This is a genomic window from Klebsiella sp. RHBSTW-00215, assembly GCF_014103785.1.
GTDB lineage: Bacteria > Pseudomonadota > Gammaproteobacteria > Enterobacterales > Enterobacteriaceae > Klebsiella.
Window position 1 is genome coordinate 1,490,443 of the sequence record NZ_JABXQS010000001.1, and the last position, 16,484, is coordinate 1,506,926.

Annotated in this window: 13 protein-coding genes; 3 read left to right on the forward strand and 10 right to left on the reverse strand. The window is 51.9% G+C overall.

The window, feature by feature from the left end:
- Nucleotides 1-11: 11 nt before the first annotated feature.
- Nucleotides 12-644, reverse strand: a complete 633-nt coding sequence (gene yihA, locus HV127_RS07135; RefSeq protein WP_110276067.1) for a ribosome biogenesis GTP-binding protein YihA/YsxC — start codon at nt 642-644, stop codon at nt 12-14.
- A 583-nt stretch (nt 645-1,227) separates the two neighbouring features.
- Between yihA and yihI the strand changes: the two genes are divergently transcribed.
- Entirely contained in the window at nt 1,228-1,734 is a 507-nt protein-coding gene (gene yihI / locus HV127_RS07140) for a Der GTPase-activating protein YihI (RefSeq protein WP_110276068.1), read from the forward strand.
- Between the two features lie 188 nt (nt 1,735-1,922).
- The gene (gene hemN / locus HV127_RS07145) at nt 1,923-3,296 is read left to right on the forward strand and encodes an oxygen-independent coproporphyrinogen III oxidase (protein WP_182235445.1); all 1,374 of its coding nucleotides are present in this window, start codon (nt 1,923-1,925) and stop codon (nt 3,294-3,296) included.
- Between the two features lie 37 nt (nt 3,297-3,333).
- On the opposite strand, the gene HV127_RS07150 is transcribed toward hemN, so the two are convergent.
- The 4 genes from HV127_RS07150 to glnA all read right to left on the reverse strand — a co-directional run bounded on the left by HV127_RS07150 (nt 3,334) and on the right by glnA (nt 7,620).
- Nucleotides 3,334-3,444: a YshB family small membrane protein gene (locus tag HV127_RS07150; RefSeq protein ID WP_110276071.1), complete on the reverse strand. Its 111-nt coding sequence runs from the start codon at nt 3,442-3,444 to the stop codon at nt 3,334-3,336.
- A gap of 110 nt (nt 3,445-3,554) precedes the next feature.
- A complete protein-coding gene (glnG, locus tag HV127_RS07155) occupies nt 3,555-4,964 on the reverse strand; it encodes a nitrogen regulation protein NR(I) (protein ID WP_110276072.1) in 1,410 nt (469 codons plus the stop codon).
- Between the two features lie 8 nt (nt 4,965-4,972).
- Nucleotides 4,973-6,022, reverse strand: a complete 1,050-nt coding sequence (gene glnL / locus HV127_RS07160; protein ID WP_181484283.1) for a nitrogen regulation protein NR(II) — start codon at nt 6,020-6,022, stop codon at nt 4,973-4,975.
- 188 nt (nt 6,023-6,210) lie between these two features.
- Nucleotides 6,211-7,620 carry a glutamate--ammonia ligase gene (gene glnA, locus HV127_RS07165; RefSeq protein ID WP_112216906.1) on the reverse strand — a complete coding sequence of 470 codons (1,410 nt, stop codon included), beginning with the start codon at nt 7,618-7,620 and terminating at the stop codon, nt 6,211-6,213.
- Between the two features lie 379 nt (nt 7,621-7,999).
- Here glnA and typA point away from each other — a divergent pair, with 379 nt between their 5' ends.
- Nucleotides 8,000-9,823, forward strand: a complete 1,824-nt coding sequence (gene typA, locus HV127_RS07170; protein WP_110276075.1) for a ribosome-dependent GTPase TypA — start codon at nt 8,000-8,002, stop codon at nt 9,821-9,823.
- A gap of 61 nt (nt 9,824-9,884) precedes the next feature.
- Here the strand turns inward: typA and ompL are convergent, their stop codons facing one another.
- The 5 genes from ompL to HV127_RS07195 form a co-directional block, all read right to left on the reverse strand.
- The gene (gene ompL, locus HV127_RS07175) at nt 9,885-10,577 is read right to left on the reverse strand and encodes a porin OmpL (protein WP_182235446.1); all 693 of its coding nucleotides are present in this window, start codon (nt 10,575-10,577) and stop codon (nt 9,885-9,887) included.
- A gap of 86 nt (nt 10,578-10,663) precedes the next feature.
- Nucleotides 10,664-12,046 carry an MFS transporter gene (locus HV127_RS07180; RefSeq protein WP_182235447.1) on the reverse strand — a complete coding sequence of 461 codons (1,383 nt, stop codon included), beginning with the start codon at nt 12,044-12,046 and terminating at the stop codon, nt 10,664-10,666.
- A gap of 46 nt (nt 12,047-12,092) precedes the next feature.
- Entirely contained in the window at nt 12,093-13,475 is a 1,383-nt protein-coding gene (locus HV127_RS07185) for an MFS transporter (protein ID WP_182235448.1), read from the reverse strand.
- Between the two features lie 45 nt (nt 13,476-13,520).
- The gene (locus HV127_RS07190) at nt 13,521-15,557 is read right to left on the reverse strand and encodes an alpha-glucosidase (protein ID WP_182235449.1); all 2,037 of its coding nucleotides are present in this window, start codon (nt 15,555-15,557) and stop codon (nt 13,521-13,523) included.
- A 51-nt stretch (nt 15,558-15,608) separates the two neighbouring features.
- A complete protein-coding gene (locus tag HV127_RS07195; protein WP_182235450.1) occupies nt 15,609-16,484 on the reverse strand; it encodes an aldose-1-epimerase in 876 nt (291 codons plus the stop codon).

Sequence of the window (16,484 nt, forward strand, 5' to 3'; positions counted from 1 at the left end):
ATTGACGATAATTACTCGCCGTCTTCAGGCTCTTCCTGAGGAGGAATGTCGTTATACCAGCTATCCAGCTTCTGACGCAGTTTATCTACGCCCTGCTTCTTCAGGGAAGAAAATGCTTCCACTTGCACATCACCATTAAATGCGATTACTGCTTCACGGACCTGGTTGAGCTGGGCTTTGCGCGCGCCACTGGCCAGCTTATCGGCTTTAGTCAGCAGCACCAGAACCGGGATATCGCTTTCAACGGCCCATAGGATCATCTGCTGATCGAGATCTTTAAGCGGATGCCGGATATCCATCAGTATGACCAGTCCTTTCAGACACAGGCGTTTTTCCAGGTATTCACCCAGCGCCCGCTGCCATTTGATTTTCATCTCTTCAGGAACTTGAGCGTAACCATAGCCTGGCAGGTCGACCAGACGTTTTCCCTCAGCAACTTCAAACAGGTTAATGAGCTGCGTACGACCAGGCGTCTTTGATGTACGAGCAAGGCTTTTCTGGTTAGTCAGCGTATTCAGGGCGCTGGATTTCCCTGCGTTAGAGCGGCCAGCGAATGCCACTTCGATACCGGTATCAGAAGGAAGATGGCGGATATCTGGTGCGCTAGTGACAAAATGCGTCAGTTGATAATTCCAGTTGGTCAAGACGGTCGTCTCCGTTAATCAGGCTATGACGGGGATTATACCTGAACAATAGAAAAAGGCTGTTTTTACCGCAACCCACTGGTGTGAGTAAAAGCCACATGCTTTGTAAGACATTGGCCATTGTTGATATAAGACATTTGTGAGAAAAGCCTGATTAAAAAATAACTAACGCTCTATAAATCATACAATTAAACGAAGAGAAGATTCTGAAATTAGCATTTTTTATACCGTTGCTGGTTGTAGGTTTTTCTTAAACCAGTAAAGTAGTGGGCAAGGGCGAAGGAAGCTAACAGGATTAAGACTCAGGACGAGGTGTCAGGAAGCGCCAGGAGGCGAGGACTACGGATTGTCAGGATGACAGGCGTCTGGAGACGTTTTAAAAGGAAATGGATGTAACAGGGACTGTTGGTAGCTAAAGGAAAGACAGGGGTTGTCGTTAGCTAACATGGAAAGTAGAAACCCATTAAGGGTTGTCAGTGCGGAAAAAGGCGACAGAGTAATCTGTCGCCTTTTTTCTTTGCTTGCTTTCTGCTAGATTCCGCCTCAATTCTATACTGAAGAAAACGGCCTGAAGATTAACACCATGAAAAAACCGACATCTGTACCTCGTGGCAAAAAAAGTCGCAAAACGCGTGAAGAATTGAACCAGGAAGCTCGCGATCGTAAGCAGCAGAAGAAACATCGCGGTCATGCGGCAGGAAGTCGTGCGACCGGTGGTGATGCCGCCTCTGCGGGTAAAAAACAAGGCCAACAGCAAGATCCGCGTATTGGCAGCAAAAAACCGATCCCGCTGGGTGTGACAGAGAATGCCCCAGTGATTAAGCAGCACAAACCGAAGAGCGAGAAACCTATGCTTTCACCGCAGGCTGAGCTGGATTTGCTGGAGAACGATGAGCGCCTGGACGCGCTGCTGGAACGTCTGGAAGAGGGCGGAACCTTGAATGCTGAAGAGCAGACTTGGGTTGATGCCAAACTGGACCGTATTGATGAACTGATGCAACAGCTCGGCCTCTCCTACGATGATGACGAAGATGAGGAAGAGGAAGAACGCAAAGAAGATATGATGCGTTTGCTGAAGGGCGGAAACTAACATTTGCACCCCATCGGATTCCCGGTCCTGCTTATAACCCTTTTGGTTATATGTTATCTGCTGTGGTTATTCGTTAAACTACGACGGTTGTCGCGGCGTCAGAAATGGCTGCGCAACCGGCTCATTACCCCAGGTGTGGTTGGGCCGGAGCGGCGTACCCGCCGACGGCACCATCGGAAGGAGTGAGCATGTCTGTGCAGTTAATCGACTGGGATCTGGCCCTGATCCAAAAATATAACTATTCCGGGCCGCGTTATACTTCGTACCCCACCGCGCTGGAGTTTTCTCCGGAATTTGGCGCTGCTGAATTTGACGCAGCGGTAGCCCGTTATCCGCAGCGACCTCTATCGCTGTATGTGCATATCCCGTTTTGCCATAAGCTCTGCTATTTTTGTGGCTGCAATAAAATTGTCACCCGCCAGCAGCATAAAGCCGATCAGTATCTGGACGTCCTTGAGCAGGAGATTATCCATCGCGCGCCGCTTTTTGCGGGTCGCCAGGTTAACCAACTGCATTGGGGCGGCGGTACGCCGACATATTTAAATAAGGCGCAAATTAGCCGCCTGATGAGCCTGCTGCGTACGCATTTCAATTTTAATGCCGAGGCTGAGATTTCCATTGAAGTCGATCCGCGTGAAATTGAGCTTGATGTACTGGATCATTTACGCGCTGAAGGATTCAACCGCTTGAGCATGGGCGTGCAGGACTTCAACAAAGAGGTGCAGCGCCTGGTGAACCGCGAGCAGGATGAAGAGTTTATCTTCGCCCTGCTCAATCATGCCCGAGAGATTGGCTTTACTTCTACCAATATCGATCTGATTTACGGACTGCCGAAGCAAACGCCAGAGAGCTTTGCATTTACGCTCCAGCGGGTGGCTGAGCTAAATCCCGATCGTCTGAGCGTATTTAACTATGCGCATTTGCCGACGCTCTTCGCCGCACAGCGCAAAATCAAAGATGCTGATTTACCTTCAGCAGAGCAGAAGCTGGATATCCTGCAGGAAACGATTGATTCGCTGACCGCTGCGGGATATCAGTTTATCGGTATGGACCACTTTGCTCGTCCGGACGATGAACTGGCGATAGCCCAACGTGAAGGTATTTTGCATCGCAACTTCCAGGGCTATACCACCCAAGGGGATTCCGATCTGCTGGGGCTGGGTGTTTCGGCGATCAGTATGATTGGCGACTGCTATGCGCAGAACCAAAAAGAGCTGAAGCAGTATTATCAGCAGATTGATGAAACCGGAACGGCCTTATGGCGTGGCATTGCGTTGACTCGCGATGACTGTATTCGTCGCGATGTCATTAAAGCGCTGATCTGTAATTTCCGTCTCGATTTCTCCGCTGTAGAAACGCAGTGGGACTTAGACTTCAATGACTACTTCACTGAAGATATGAAACTGCTGGCGCCGCTGGCCAAAGACGGGCTGGTGGATGTGGATGAGAAAGGGATTCAGGTGACGCCGAAAGGCCGGTTGCTGATTCGCAACATATGCATGTGCTTTGATGCATATTTGCGCCAGAAAGCACGGGTGCAGCAGTTTTCACGCGTGATTTAATCTATTCACCCTCTCCTTGCCGGGAGAGGGTGAATTATCAGCTAAACAATCCAACCATCGCCGCACACAAAACAGCAGCTATTGCCGTCTGCGGGGTATGACCGGCTGCGACACCGCTCGATATAATATTTATGAGTGATTCAAGCATGATTTCCCCCTGTCTTTCCGGGCACGATCATACTCAACGCATTTGAACAGTAAAGTACAAAATAGCAGCAGTTTGCGCTGACAGACTATTTTTTACACGACACTGTTCTACTACTCCATTCCCAGTTCTTTTAGCTTACGTGTCAACGTATTACGGCCCCATCCCAGCAGGCGTGCTGCTTCTTGTTTATGTCCCTGAGTGTGGCGTAGCGCGGTGGTCAATAGCGTGCGCTCCATCTCCGGCTGTGCTTCTGACAGCAGGTTTTGATGACCGGAACGTAAAGCGCGGTCGGCCCATTGCCCCAGCAGCGTGGCCCAGCTATCCGGCAGCATTTGCGTCGGATTATCCGGTATCGCGGTTTCAAACAGCTCACTGGGAAGATCCTGGGTCAGAACCTCCTGGCCTGCCGCCATCACCGTCAGCCAACGACACGTGTTCTCCAGTTGACGCACGTTACCCGGCCAGGCCAGCCGGGTTAGCGCCATCTCCGTTTCCGGGTGCAGCAGCTTGGCTTCAACGCCGAGTTCACGAGCGGCAACTTGCAGGAAGTGGCGCGCCAGACGCGGAATATCTTCCCGACGCTCGCGTAGCGGCGGGAGATGGACGCGAATCACGTTCAGGCGGTGGAATAAGTCCTCGCGGAATTTTCCTTCCTGTACGCGCAGCTCAAGATTCTGGTGGGTGGCGGCGATAATGCGCACATCCACTTTCACCGGCGCATAGCCGCCTACGCGATAAAACTGGCCATCAGCCAGCACGCGCAGCAACCGAGTTTGTACGTCCAGCGGCATATCGCCGATTTCGTCGAGGAACAACGTGCCGCCGTCTGCCTGTTCAAAACGCCCCTGGCGCACGGTATTCGCGCCCGTAAAGGCCCCTTTCTCGTGGCCGAACAGTTCTGATTCAATCAAGTCTTTGGGGATTGCCGCCATATTCAGCGCGATAAATGGTGCCTTAGCGCGCGGGCTGTGGCGGTGCAGAGCATGGGCAACTAGCTCTTTACCGGTACCGGACTCGCCGTTGATCAGCACGCTGATGGAGGAACGCGACAGGCGGCCTATAATGCGAAAAACGTCCTGCATTGCTGGCGCTTCGCCGATAATATCGGCCGCTGGGCTATTTATTGGCGCATTTCGCGGCTGCTGCTGTTCCTGATAATGGCTGATTGCGCGGTCGACCAGCGCCACCGCTTCATCAATATCAAACGGTTTTGGTAGATAATCAAAGGCACCTTGCTGATAAGCGCTGACCGCCGCGTCCAGATCTGAATGCGCCGTCATTATGATGACCGGGAGCATCGGGTGACGCTGTTTAATTTGTTTCAGCAGCGCCAGCCCATCCATTCCCGGCATACGGATATCAGACAGCAGGACATCCGGGGTTTTGGTGGTGAGGGCATCAAGCACCTCGCTGCCGCTCTCAAACGTTGTACAACTCAAGCCAGCCCCGGTGAGCGCGCGTTCAAGCACCCAACGGATGGAGCTATCGTCATCAACGATCCATGCTATCCCTCGTTGCATAAACACCTCTACTTCCGAATAGGCAGGTACACCGAGAATTCGGTATGCCCTGGCCAACTGGTAAATTCAATTTTGCCGGAGTGCTGATCGATAAGGCTGCGGGCGATAGACAGCCCGAGGCCAGTACCGCCTTCGCGCCCACTCACCATCGGATAAAACAGCGTATCCTGTAAGTGAGACGGTATTCCCGGGCCGTTATCTTCAACGTCAATACGTGCTGCAAGGCGGTAGCGAACCCCGTGCAGAGTCAGCTGGAACGCCGTACGGGTACGCAGGACTATCTCTCCGCCATCAGGCCCCAACGCTTGCAGCGCATTGCGGACGATATTCAGCAGCACTTGTTCAATTTGATCCGGGTCGTGTGGGAGTTCCGGCAGGCTTGGGTCGTAATCACGAACCAGTTTGACGTTATCCGGCAACTCCATAGACACCAGCTTCACCACTCGCTCTGCAACCTTGTGAATGCTCTCTGTGACGTGCATTCCAGGATGCTGCGGTCCCAGCAGGCGGTCGACCAGATTTCTTAACCGATCGGCCTGTTCAATGATGACTTTGGTGTATTCCGTCAACGAAGGATCGGGCAGCGCTTTGCTCAGCAACTGCGCTGCACCGCGCAGGCCACCCAACGGGTTTTTAATCTCGTGGGCCAAACCGCGCACTAAGTCACGCGCGGCAATCTGCTGTGCGTGCTGAAGCTGTTCCTGGCTCAGACGACGCTGATTATCCATCGGTGCCATTTCCAGCAAAATGTAGCCCTCAGGAAGGCGCTGTGCCGTCAGAGACAGGATATGTGACCGACCATCGATGACCAGCGTCACTTCGTTATCGGTAAAGCCCTGGCCCGCCTGCAGGCTCTCCTGCATAAGACCAATATTCAGCGAGAAATAGCTCAACAGCTCCGGGAGTGGGGTACCAAATAGCTTACGTGAGCTTTGCGCCAGCAACTGCTGTGCAGCCGGGTTCGCGTAATGCACCGCCAGGTCGTCATCGACCAGTAAGATACTGTTGATTAAAGAGTTAAGGATCTGCCCAGCATCGGGCAGTGTGCCTGTTGCCATCTGACAGTCTCCTGAATTAGAGTGCACCATTTTAGTGCAGTATAGCTTTTTATGAGTAAAAAGCTCATGAGATCAGCGCGTTGGTGGAGAAAAAAGCCCATCCTGAGATGGGCTGAAAGTTTCCACGGCAACAAAACATCCTCGGTACCCCACGCCACAACACGGAATACCGCGGATTTACAGCAAAATTAAACGCTGTAGTACAGCTCGAACTCAACCGGGTGCGGAGTCATGCGTACACGGTCGTTCTCTTCAATACGCAGGGCGATGTAAGCATCGATTGCGTCGTTGGTGAATACGCCACCAGCGGTCAGGAATTCACGGTCAGCATCCAGTTCGTTCAATGCTTCTTCCAGAGAACCTGCAACCTGTGGGATCTCTTTCGCTTCTTCCGGCGGCAGATCGTACAGGTTTTTGTCCATCGCTTCGCCCGGATGGATTTTGTTCTTGATACCGTCAAGGCCAGCCATCAGCAGTGCAGCAAAGCACAGGTACGGGTTAGCAGCCGGATCCGGGAAGCGGACTTCGATACGACGCGCTTTCGGAGAGGTCACTACCGGAATACGGATGGAAGCGGAGCGGTTACGGGCAGAGTAAGCCAGCATGACCGGTGCTTCGTAACCCGGGACCAGACGCTTGTAAGAGTTGGTGGTCGGGTTCGCCAGGGCGTTAATGGCTTTAGCGTGCTTGATTACGCCGCCGATGTAGAATAGCGCTTGTTCAGACAGGCCTGCGTATTTGTCGCCGGAGAACAGGTTTACGCCGTTCTTGGACAGGGACATGTGGCAGTGCATACCGGAACCGTTATCGCCGAACATCGGTTTTGGCATAAAGGTCGCTGTTTTACCGAAGCGGTGTGCGACGTTGTGCACGACGTATTTGTAGATCTGAATTTCGTCCGCTTTTTTGGTCATGGTGTTAAAGCGGGTAGCGATTTCGTTCTGACCGGCAGTCGCCACTTCGTGGTGGTGAGCTTCAACAACCAGGCCCATCTCTTCCATGATCATACACATGGTAGAACGGATATCCTGAGAAGAGTCTACCGGCGGAACCGGGAAATAACCGCCTTTCACGCCCGGACGGTGGCCTTTGTTGCCGCCTTCATATTTGGTGGAAGAGTTCCATGCGCCTTCGATGTCATCGATAGCAACGTGAGAACCGGAGATAGACGCACCAAAACGGATGTCATCGAACAGGAAGAATTCAGGTTCTGGCCCGAACAGCACGGTATCCGCAATGCCGGTTGCGCGCAGGTATTCTTCCGCACGTTTGGCGATGGAGCGCGGGTCACGGTCGTAGCCCTGCAGGGTGCCTGGTTCCAGGATATCGCAACGGATGATCAGCGTCGGTTCTTCGTAGAACGGGTCGATCAGCGCGGTAGTTGCGTCCGGCATCAGAACCATGTCGGATTCGTTAATACCTTTCCAACCGCCAATCGAGGAGCCATCAAACATTTTGCCTTCTTCGAAGAATTCGGCATTTACCTGATGAGAAGGAATAGTAACGTGCTGTTCTTTACCTTTGGTATCGGTGAAGCGCAGATCGACAAACTTCACTTCGTGCTCGTTCAGCATCGTCAAAACGTGTTCAGCGGACATACTTAAACTCTCCCGGATTGGTCATTGTCGTCGTGGTAACGAAAACTTTCTAACTGCTTAAGGTGGCGTTGTTGCCTTAAAAAATATAAAGCGAAATCTGTGCCAACTTTTAAATTGCCCCCAAAAGGCGTTATCATGCACACCATCGTGCAAAAGGGCTGCACCATTATGAATGCATTGCACTATAATAGTGCAATTGTGTGAACATTGGGCACTTATTTGGTGCAATTGACCTTTAATAACCCTTTTAACGCTCCGTGAAAGCGGTCACAAAGAAACTCTGCAATACTTGTTTGCGGGGGATGTTTGTGATCCTGTTTTGTAGTGCGATTAATCCGTGTACAATAACGCGCTATTTCTAAATGCCTGAGGCAAAGTTGTGATCGAAAATTTGCGTAACATCGCCATCATCGCGCACGTTGACCATGGTAAAACTACCCTGGTTGATAAGCTGCTGCAGCAATCCGGTACGTTCGATGCGCGTGCCGAAACTCAAGAGCGTGTGATGGACTCCAACGATTTGGAGAAAGAGCGTGGGATTACCATCCTGGCTAAAAACACCGCTATCAAATGGAATGATTACCGTATCAACATCGTTGATACCCCGGGGCACGCCGACTTCGGTGGTGAAGTTGAACGTGTCATGTCCATGGTCGATTCCGTTCTGCTGGTCGTTGATGCAATGGATGGTCCGATGCCGCAGACGCGCTTCGTGACCAAAAAAGCCTTTGCTCATGGCCTGAAGCCAATTGTTGTTATCAACAAAGTTGACCGTCCGGGCGCACGCCCTGACTGGGTTGTCGATCAGGTATTCGACCTGTTCGTAAACCTCGACGCTACCGACGAACAGCTGGACTTCCCTATCGTTTACGCTTCTGCGCTGAACGGTATCGCGGGTCTGGATCACGAAGATATGGCTGACGATATGACTCCGCTGTATCAGACTATCGTCGATCGCGTACCGGCTCCGAACGTTGACCTTGATGGCCCGCTGCAGATGCAAATCTCCCAGCTGGACTACAACAACTACGTTGGCGTCATCGGCATCGGCCGCATCAAACGCGGTAAAGTGAAGCCGAACCAGCAGGTTACTATCGTTGATAGCGAAGGCAAAACCCGTAACGGTAAAGTCGGTAAAGTTCTGACCCATCTGGGTCTTGAGCGTATCGAGAGCGACGTTGCAGAAGCTGGCGATATCATTGCAATCACCGGTCTGGGCGAGCTGAACATCTCTGACACCATCTGCGATACGCAGAATGTTGAAGCGCTGCCGGCGCTGTCTGTTGATGAGCCGACCGTAACCATGTTCTTCTGCGTTAACACCTCTCCGTTCTGTGGCAAAGAAGGTAAGTACGTTACCTCTCGTCAGATCCTTGACCGCCTGAACAAAGAGCTGGTGCACAACGTGGCGCTGCGCGTTGAAGAAACTCCGGATGCAGACGCATTCCGCGTTTCTGGCCGTGGTGAACTGCACCTGTCTGTTCTTATCGAGAACATGCGTCGTGAAGGTTTCGAGATGGCGGTTTCCCGTCCGAAAGTTATCTTCCGTGAAATCGATGGCCGTAAACAAGAGCCGTTCGAAAACGTCACGCTGGACGTCGAAGAGCAGCACCAGGGTTCTGTGATGCAGGCACTGGGTGAGCGTAAAGGCGATCTGAAAAACATGAATCCAGATGGCAAAGGCCGCGTACGTCTTGACTACGTGATCCCAAGCCGTGGTCTGATCGGCTTCCGTTCAGAATTCATGACCATGACCTCCGGTACCGGTCTGCTGTACTCCACCTTCAGCCATTACGACGACGTTCGTGCGGGTGATGTGGGTCAGCGTCAGAACGGCGTTCTGATCTCCAACGGCCAGGGTAAAGCGGTTGCGTTCGCACTGTTCAGCCTGCAGGACCGCGGTAAGCTGTTCCTGGGTCACGGTGCAGAAGTTTACGAAGGCCAGATCATCGGTATTCACAGTCGTTCTAACGACCTGACTGTAAACTGCCTGACCGGTAAGAAACTGACCAACATGCGTGCTTCCGGTACTGACGAAGCGACGACCCTGGTTCCGGCACTGAAAATGACGCTGGAGCAAGCTCTTGAGTTCATCGATGACGACGAACTGGTAGAAGTCACCCCGACTTCTGTCCGTATCCGTAAGCGTCATCTGACCGAGAACGATCGTAAACGCGCGATGCGTGGTTCTAAAGAAGATTAATTAACGCTTCTTGCTATGAAAAAGCCGCTGATTATCAGCGGCTTTTTTTTGCCTAAAAAACTTAAAAGAAATACTTCACCCCAGCGCGAATCTGGTTTTGCTCCCGGTGGTACGGCTCCACATTGCGATCCAGCCAGCGTAGTTCAAAGTAAGGCAGCCAGTTTTGATTGATCCGATACCTGAAGGTATTGGTAATTTCCCAGTGATGGTCTTTACCGTTGCTACTATTAAAGTCATTCACCCGCGTAAAATAGTGTGGTTCAAAAGTATAAGAGAATTTATCGGTGATAATAAAATTCCAATAGGTACCTACTTCGTAAGTATCATTATTATCTTGTTCACCGTTTAAGTCAGTTGAGCTGTAGTTATTGTGATTATAGCGGTTACGCACGGTCAGATTAAACCACGGGGTAAATTTGTAATTCACATCCAGATAAACCGCACCGCTGGAGCCAATGCTCTTATCGGTAATTAACCCTCCCGGCTGAATCGTTAATTTATTCGTTGGTCTGAATAGCGGATACCAGCCTTCGATTTCGTTATAGCCATGCTTTAACTCATCCTTGCGTTGCAGAGTATAGGTGTTGGTGAGCATCAGGCCAGCGCCCATATCAAAGTTATAGCCAACGCGCAGCATGACCTCCATCTGATCGGATGCAAGGTTATACGCCTCGCGATTTTCCACATAAGCACCAGCAAATGCAGAGGTAGATATAACAGAGGTTAACAGAAGTATCGCGTTTATTTTTTTCATAATAAATCCATTTTTTAACGTAGGGGAGCCGCTATCCATTAAAATGGATAGAGCGGCAATAATTAAAAAAGAGGTCTTTTAGTTATTCACAATACCGGGTTGTGTTGTTTTTTTCGTTGGCCAATTTCCTCGATAATAAAAGCAAAACGGCTTTCATTGAGCTTATAAAATAAGCCCATAGTGAATGCCGCGATAATCGCCAGACCGCAGGGCCAGAGAAAAATAAGCTGGCGTAAACCGAGTAGCGTAGTTTCACTTTGCGCAATATTGGGGATATAACCAATTTGCGTCAGCATAATTCCTGGCAAGAACCCGGCAAGCGCTGCGGAAATTTTTCGTGAAAAGGTATAACCGGTATAAACTGACCCTTCCGCACGAATACCCGTTTTCCACTCACCATAATCAACCGTATCCGGAACCAGCGCCCAGTTCAGACTGTTAACGAAGGCGGTGCCAAAGAAGGCCATGCAGGAGAACGTCACAAATAAAAATGATGTACTTCCCCAGAAAAAGTTCAGCACATCGCCTATGGCCCACAATGCCAGCCCACCCAGGTAAACCTGCTTTTTACCGAAGCGCTTCACCGTTGTGGGGACAAGAAAAACGCCCACCAGGATACAACCCATACTGAAAAAGCCCATCCATGACAGCAGATGGATATCGTTCAGTACGTACTGGGTGTAATAGACCTGAATCGCCAGCTTGATGTTAAATGCCGCCAGCGTACACAGGTTAGCAATACACAGCACCAGCAGAGGGGGGTTACGGAAAATCGCGCAGAACGACTTGAGAATACTGGGTTTATGATGATCCGGTACGATTTCAATATAGCGCTCTTTCACCCCGCTAAAGCACCACCACATGCTGAATAACCCGCAAACGGAGAAGATCAGCGCAGCAATCAGATAGCCAAGCGAAGGTGAACTTGTAAAAAGCGCCTGAATGGGCATAAAGCCAACGGTACACAGCAGCAGGCCCAGGGTTGCGCCGCCCTGTCGCCACGCGGCGAGTTCTGCGCGCTGGTGCGGGTTTTTAGTGATGGCGGGAACCATCGCCCCATAAGAGCAGTTCATCAGGCTATAAAACAGGCCGAACAACATAAACAGCACCGTCGCCAGCCCCGTTTTCACCGTTAGCGTAAAATCTGTCGCTAAAAACTGCGCTGTGGCGACCAGCGCGACGGGGAATGAGGCATACAGAATAAAAGGCCTGAATTTCCCCTTTGCGCCGATATTACGCCGCGAGTCCAGTAATACGCCGGTCAGCATATCGGTGAAGGCGGTGAAGAACTTCGCTACCAGAAAGATGATCCCGCCGTAATATGCAGGCATCCCTAGTTCATCGGTATAAAATTTAAGCAGATACAGCGTGCCGATACACAGCATCAAATTTGAGCCGAAGTCACCCACGCCATAGGCGCATTTTTCCCGTAGGCTCAGTTTTAGCGTTAGCGGATCATGGTCAGACATAATCGCTCCTCAATAACGCCCCGTAGGGCGCTATTCATTATTATTATCAGACAGGTTGTTTACGGGCTTCTATCTCTTCAACGATGCGGACATACATCTTCTCGTTAAGGTTGTAGAAACAGCCCATCGCCACGATGGTGATCACCGCTAGCGCGCACGGATAAATAAAAATCAGCTGGCGTAAGCCTTCGACGGTACCCGCCGATTGCACCACGTTGGGCATATAGCCAATCTGGGTCAGCATCCAGCCGGGGAAGAAGCCAGCCAGCGCCTGCGACACTTTACGGAAGAAGGTAAATCCGGTGTACACTGTACCTTCAGAACGCACGCCGGTGCGCCATTCGCCATATTCCACCGTGTCGGAGACCAGCGCCCAGTTCAGGCTGTTGACGAACGCCGAACCAAAGAAGGCCAGACAGGAGAAAGCAACAAAACTGACCGACCCGCCGCCAAAGAAGTAGTTGAGCAGATCGCCCGCAATCCAAATCAGCAGGCCGCCGATATAAACCTTCTTCTTACCAAAGCGTCTGACCATCATGGGCATTAAAAAGACGCCAATAAAGATACAGCCCATGCTGAAAAATCCCATCCAGGAGAGGAGGATGGGGTCATTCAGTACGTACTGGGTGTAATAGACCTGAATCGCTAGCTTGACGTTAAACGCGCCGAGCGTACAGAGGTTGGCAATGCACAGAATAAACAGCGGGCGGTTGCCAGCGATGGCGCGGAAGGATTGCAGTAACCCCGGCTTTTGCGCCGCATCAACGGGCTTAACTTCGACGTAGCGCTCTTTAACTCCCGCATAGCATAGCCACATAAACAGCAGGCCGAACAGGGAGAACAGCGTGGCGGCGAAGATATAACCCAGTTGCGAGTTGCCTTCGATCAGGTTCATCACTGGCACAAAGCCGACGGTGCACAGCAGCAGGCCGAGCGTCGCGCCGCCCTGACGCCAGGCGGCAAGCGAAGCGCGCTCATCCGGGTTTTTCGTTATCGCGGGTACCATCGCGCCATAAGAGCAGTTCATCATGCTGAAGAACAGTCCGTACAGCATAAACAGCACCGTCGCCATCACCGTTTTGCCGGTGATTTCAAACGGCGTGCCGACAAAGTTAGCGATAGCCAGAAGCGTAACCGGGAAAGCTGCGTAAATCAGGAATGGACGGAATTTACCTTTTGGACCGATTTTACGCCGCGAATCGAGCATAATCCCGGTGCCCATATCGGTAAATGCGGTAAAAAACTTGGCGATAAGGAAAATAATACCGCCGTAAGTTCCCGGTAAACCAAGGACATCGGTATAAAATTTGAGTAAATAGAGCGTGCCAATGTCCAGCAGGATATTGGAACCTAAATCACCGAGCCCATAGGCGAGTTTTTCTTTAAAAGGCAAGCGTAGGGTTGCCGGATTAGCTGAATTTTGACTCATTGTTATTCTCCGTTTGCCCGCGAGTTTCCCCGCGGGCGAGCCGTATTAGATGTGGCGTAAAGTGGCAAACAGCGATGCCCACTCACTCTTCGCGCGATAGAAGACGGGTGGCTGGCCAATTGGCGCATCGACGGTAATTTCGCCGCCCTGGTGAGTTTCACCGGTCCAGACGTTGACCCAGTTGTCTTCTGGCAGATACAGCGTCCAGTCGCATTTACCCTGTTCGTGAACCGGCGCAACCAATAGATCCTGACCCAGCAGATACTGATATTTCAGGGTATAGGTGGCTGCATCGTCTTCGTAATGCAGGAACAACGGGCGCATCACCGGCAGGCCGGAGGCGGCGTTCTGCGCAACGGCCTGTTTGAGATACGGTTTCAGGGTGGTGAAGACGGTGGTCATACGGGCAAAGTGGGCGATAGTCTCTTCATCGCCATCAAACTGCCAGTTATCGCCTGGGCGGTTACCTTCGTGGGTGCGCATCATCGGGGTGAAGGCGCTGAAGTCACACCAGCGCAGCAGCAGCTCTTTCGTGCGTTTCATGTCAAACAGGGTCGTGTAGCCGCCGATATCGCTGTGGTGCAGGCCGTGGCCGGTCATCGCCAGCGACAGCGCCGCAGGGACGACCGAAGCCAGGCCATCGTCGAGACTCCAGTCCACGTTTTGGTCGCCCGCCCACATCATGGTGGAGTACTTCTGGCTGCCGGTGTAACCCGCCCGCATAAAGAACAGGATCTCGCCGAGCTTGCCGGTCTCCTGTAGCGCCTCGTAGTTACATTTCGCCCACAGCGCAGGCCAGGCGTTGTGCATGATCTCGGCGCTGACGCCGTTGTGCAGATACGTATCGGTCGGTAGGTATTCGCCAAAATCCGCCATCCAGCCGCCGCAACCGAGCTCAATCATGTTCTTTTTGATGACTTCTTTGAACCAGTCGTAGGCTTCCGGGTTAGTCAGATCGACCACGCCGCCGTAAAACTCGCCGAACTCAACCAGGTAGTCACCGCCAGCGGCATCTTTTGCCAGATAGCCGCGTTCTGCCGCTTCGGCGCAGAGATCTTTATCGCTGGCAACGTACGGGTTGATATACGAGAGGAACTGCACGCCTTCTTCTTTCCACTGCTTAATACGGCTATCCAGCTGTGGGTAGTTGTCGCTGTTCCACTTCCAGTTCCACATCACGCGCTTGCCAAAGGAGGTCATACGGATCCCGGACCAGTCCTGCGCCCAGATGCCGTTCACCTTCACGCCCGCGTTGCGCATGGTGTCCAGTTTGTTCTGGCAAACCTCGGTGCCGCCCTGAATACCTAGCGTGACGCCGTCGTAAATCCAGTCCGGCAGTTCTGGCTGGCGGCCTAACAGCGCGGTCAGTTTTTCCAGCAGGGAAATATAGGTGTCGGCGCACTCAAAGCGCAGGGTGGTTTTGTCTTCCCACAGCGCCAGTTCGTGATACTCCGGTGCGCTAAAGTCGAAATTCATGTAGCAGCTGTTATCAACGTGGCAGTAGTATTTTTGAGTGCTGACAAAGGTTGGTTGCGGGAAGAAGGTCCAGTAATAGTCGCCGCCCGCGTTCTCTTTGCAGTCCGCCTGCCAGGTGACATAGCTATTTTTATTACGACCTACGCCCTGTTCGCTGGTCCACAGTGGGAACGGCTTGCCGCGTAAATCAAAGTAAGAGAACTGTTCACCGCAGCCGTAGATATGATCGGCCGGGTTAGCGGCCAGCCGCAGCCAGATGCGATTGTGGCTCAGATCGTCGTTTTGCAGGTCCAGCTTCAGGCGGCCCTGTTCATCGGTGGAGATTTTCAGGGTCGCGTTGATGGTGGTGCCGCGGCTGAAATCGACCCGCCAGCCGTCAGACGATTCACTGACCGTGGCACTCGTGAGAGCAATTTTTTCATTCAGTTTGTCTTTAATACTGAAGTTGCCGCGAAACATATCAATATCCGCGACGCCGGTGCCAATCCACAGGCAAGGGGTTTGCGAGGTATGGCGCAGAATCAGGCGCTGTTGATACGTTAGCGCAAAGCCATCCCGTAGGGTTGTGAGTTCTAATGCGCTTGACCGTTGTTGTAACGAATTCATTTTCGTCTCCGTAGATATAGGGTAATTCGGTAATTTTTGTCCGGGGCGGCGTTATTCAGCGCCAATCAAAAAGTGCAGCCGATGCATCTCTCCGGGAGCCAGAGAGATAAGACTGATGCCGGAATTAAAAGCATCAGGCGGGCAGGTCATGGGTTCTACGGCAAGTCCCAGACGATTTAATTTCTCGCCGCTGTAAACCTGCAGCCATGGCTGATCGCAACGTAAGTACGTAGTCATTTTTTTTGCTGCGCTGAAAACCCTGACTTCCCACTTGTCCCCGGAATCAGGGGTTTTAAAGGTGTGATCGATTTGCGTTGCGGCGATAGGGCGTGGCGTGGTGAAATTCAGCTCTGTGTGTTCAACGCAATGCATTTCCAGGTTATCAATGTTCAATACTTCGTTTGCTGGAAGGGTTAACGTACAGCTATCTATTTGCTCAAGATCGCAGGTTAAATAGGGATGCGCGCCAGAACCATAAGGCGCTGATTCGTTACCGATATTGAGCGCTGTGATAAAAACATGCAGGCCATTTATCGCATCCAGGCGGTAGGTCGCTTCGACAAGTAATGAAAACGGATAGCCGTAAGAAGGCGGCAGAAAAATCATCAGCGACGCTTCCGATACCGACTGCTGGTTAATCTGCCAATCCCGCCAGGCTAAAAGGCCATGAATCGCGCTCTGCGAAGCAAGGTCATTAACGGCAAGCTGAAATGCCTTGCCGTTATGCTGATAGCAGCCGTTTGCTATGCGATTTGGCCAGGGAACCAATATTTTCCCCAGATGTGCCAGCGGCATCTCTTCAGGTTTGTGTGGAATAACGACGTGACGCCCATGGTGCGTCAGTTCCGCCAGTCCCGCGCCAACCGTGACGATTTTTGCCTGATAGTGTCCGGCCTGAAGTTGAATGGTTTTTCCGCCGCTGTGCAT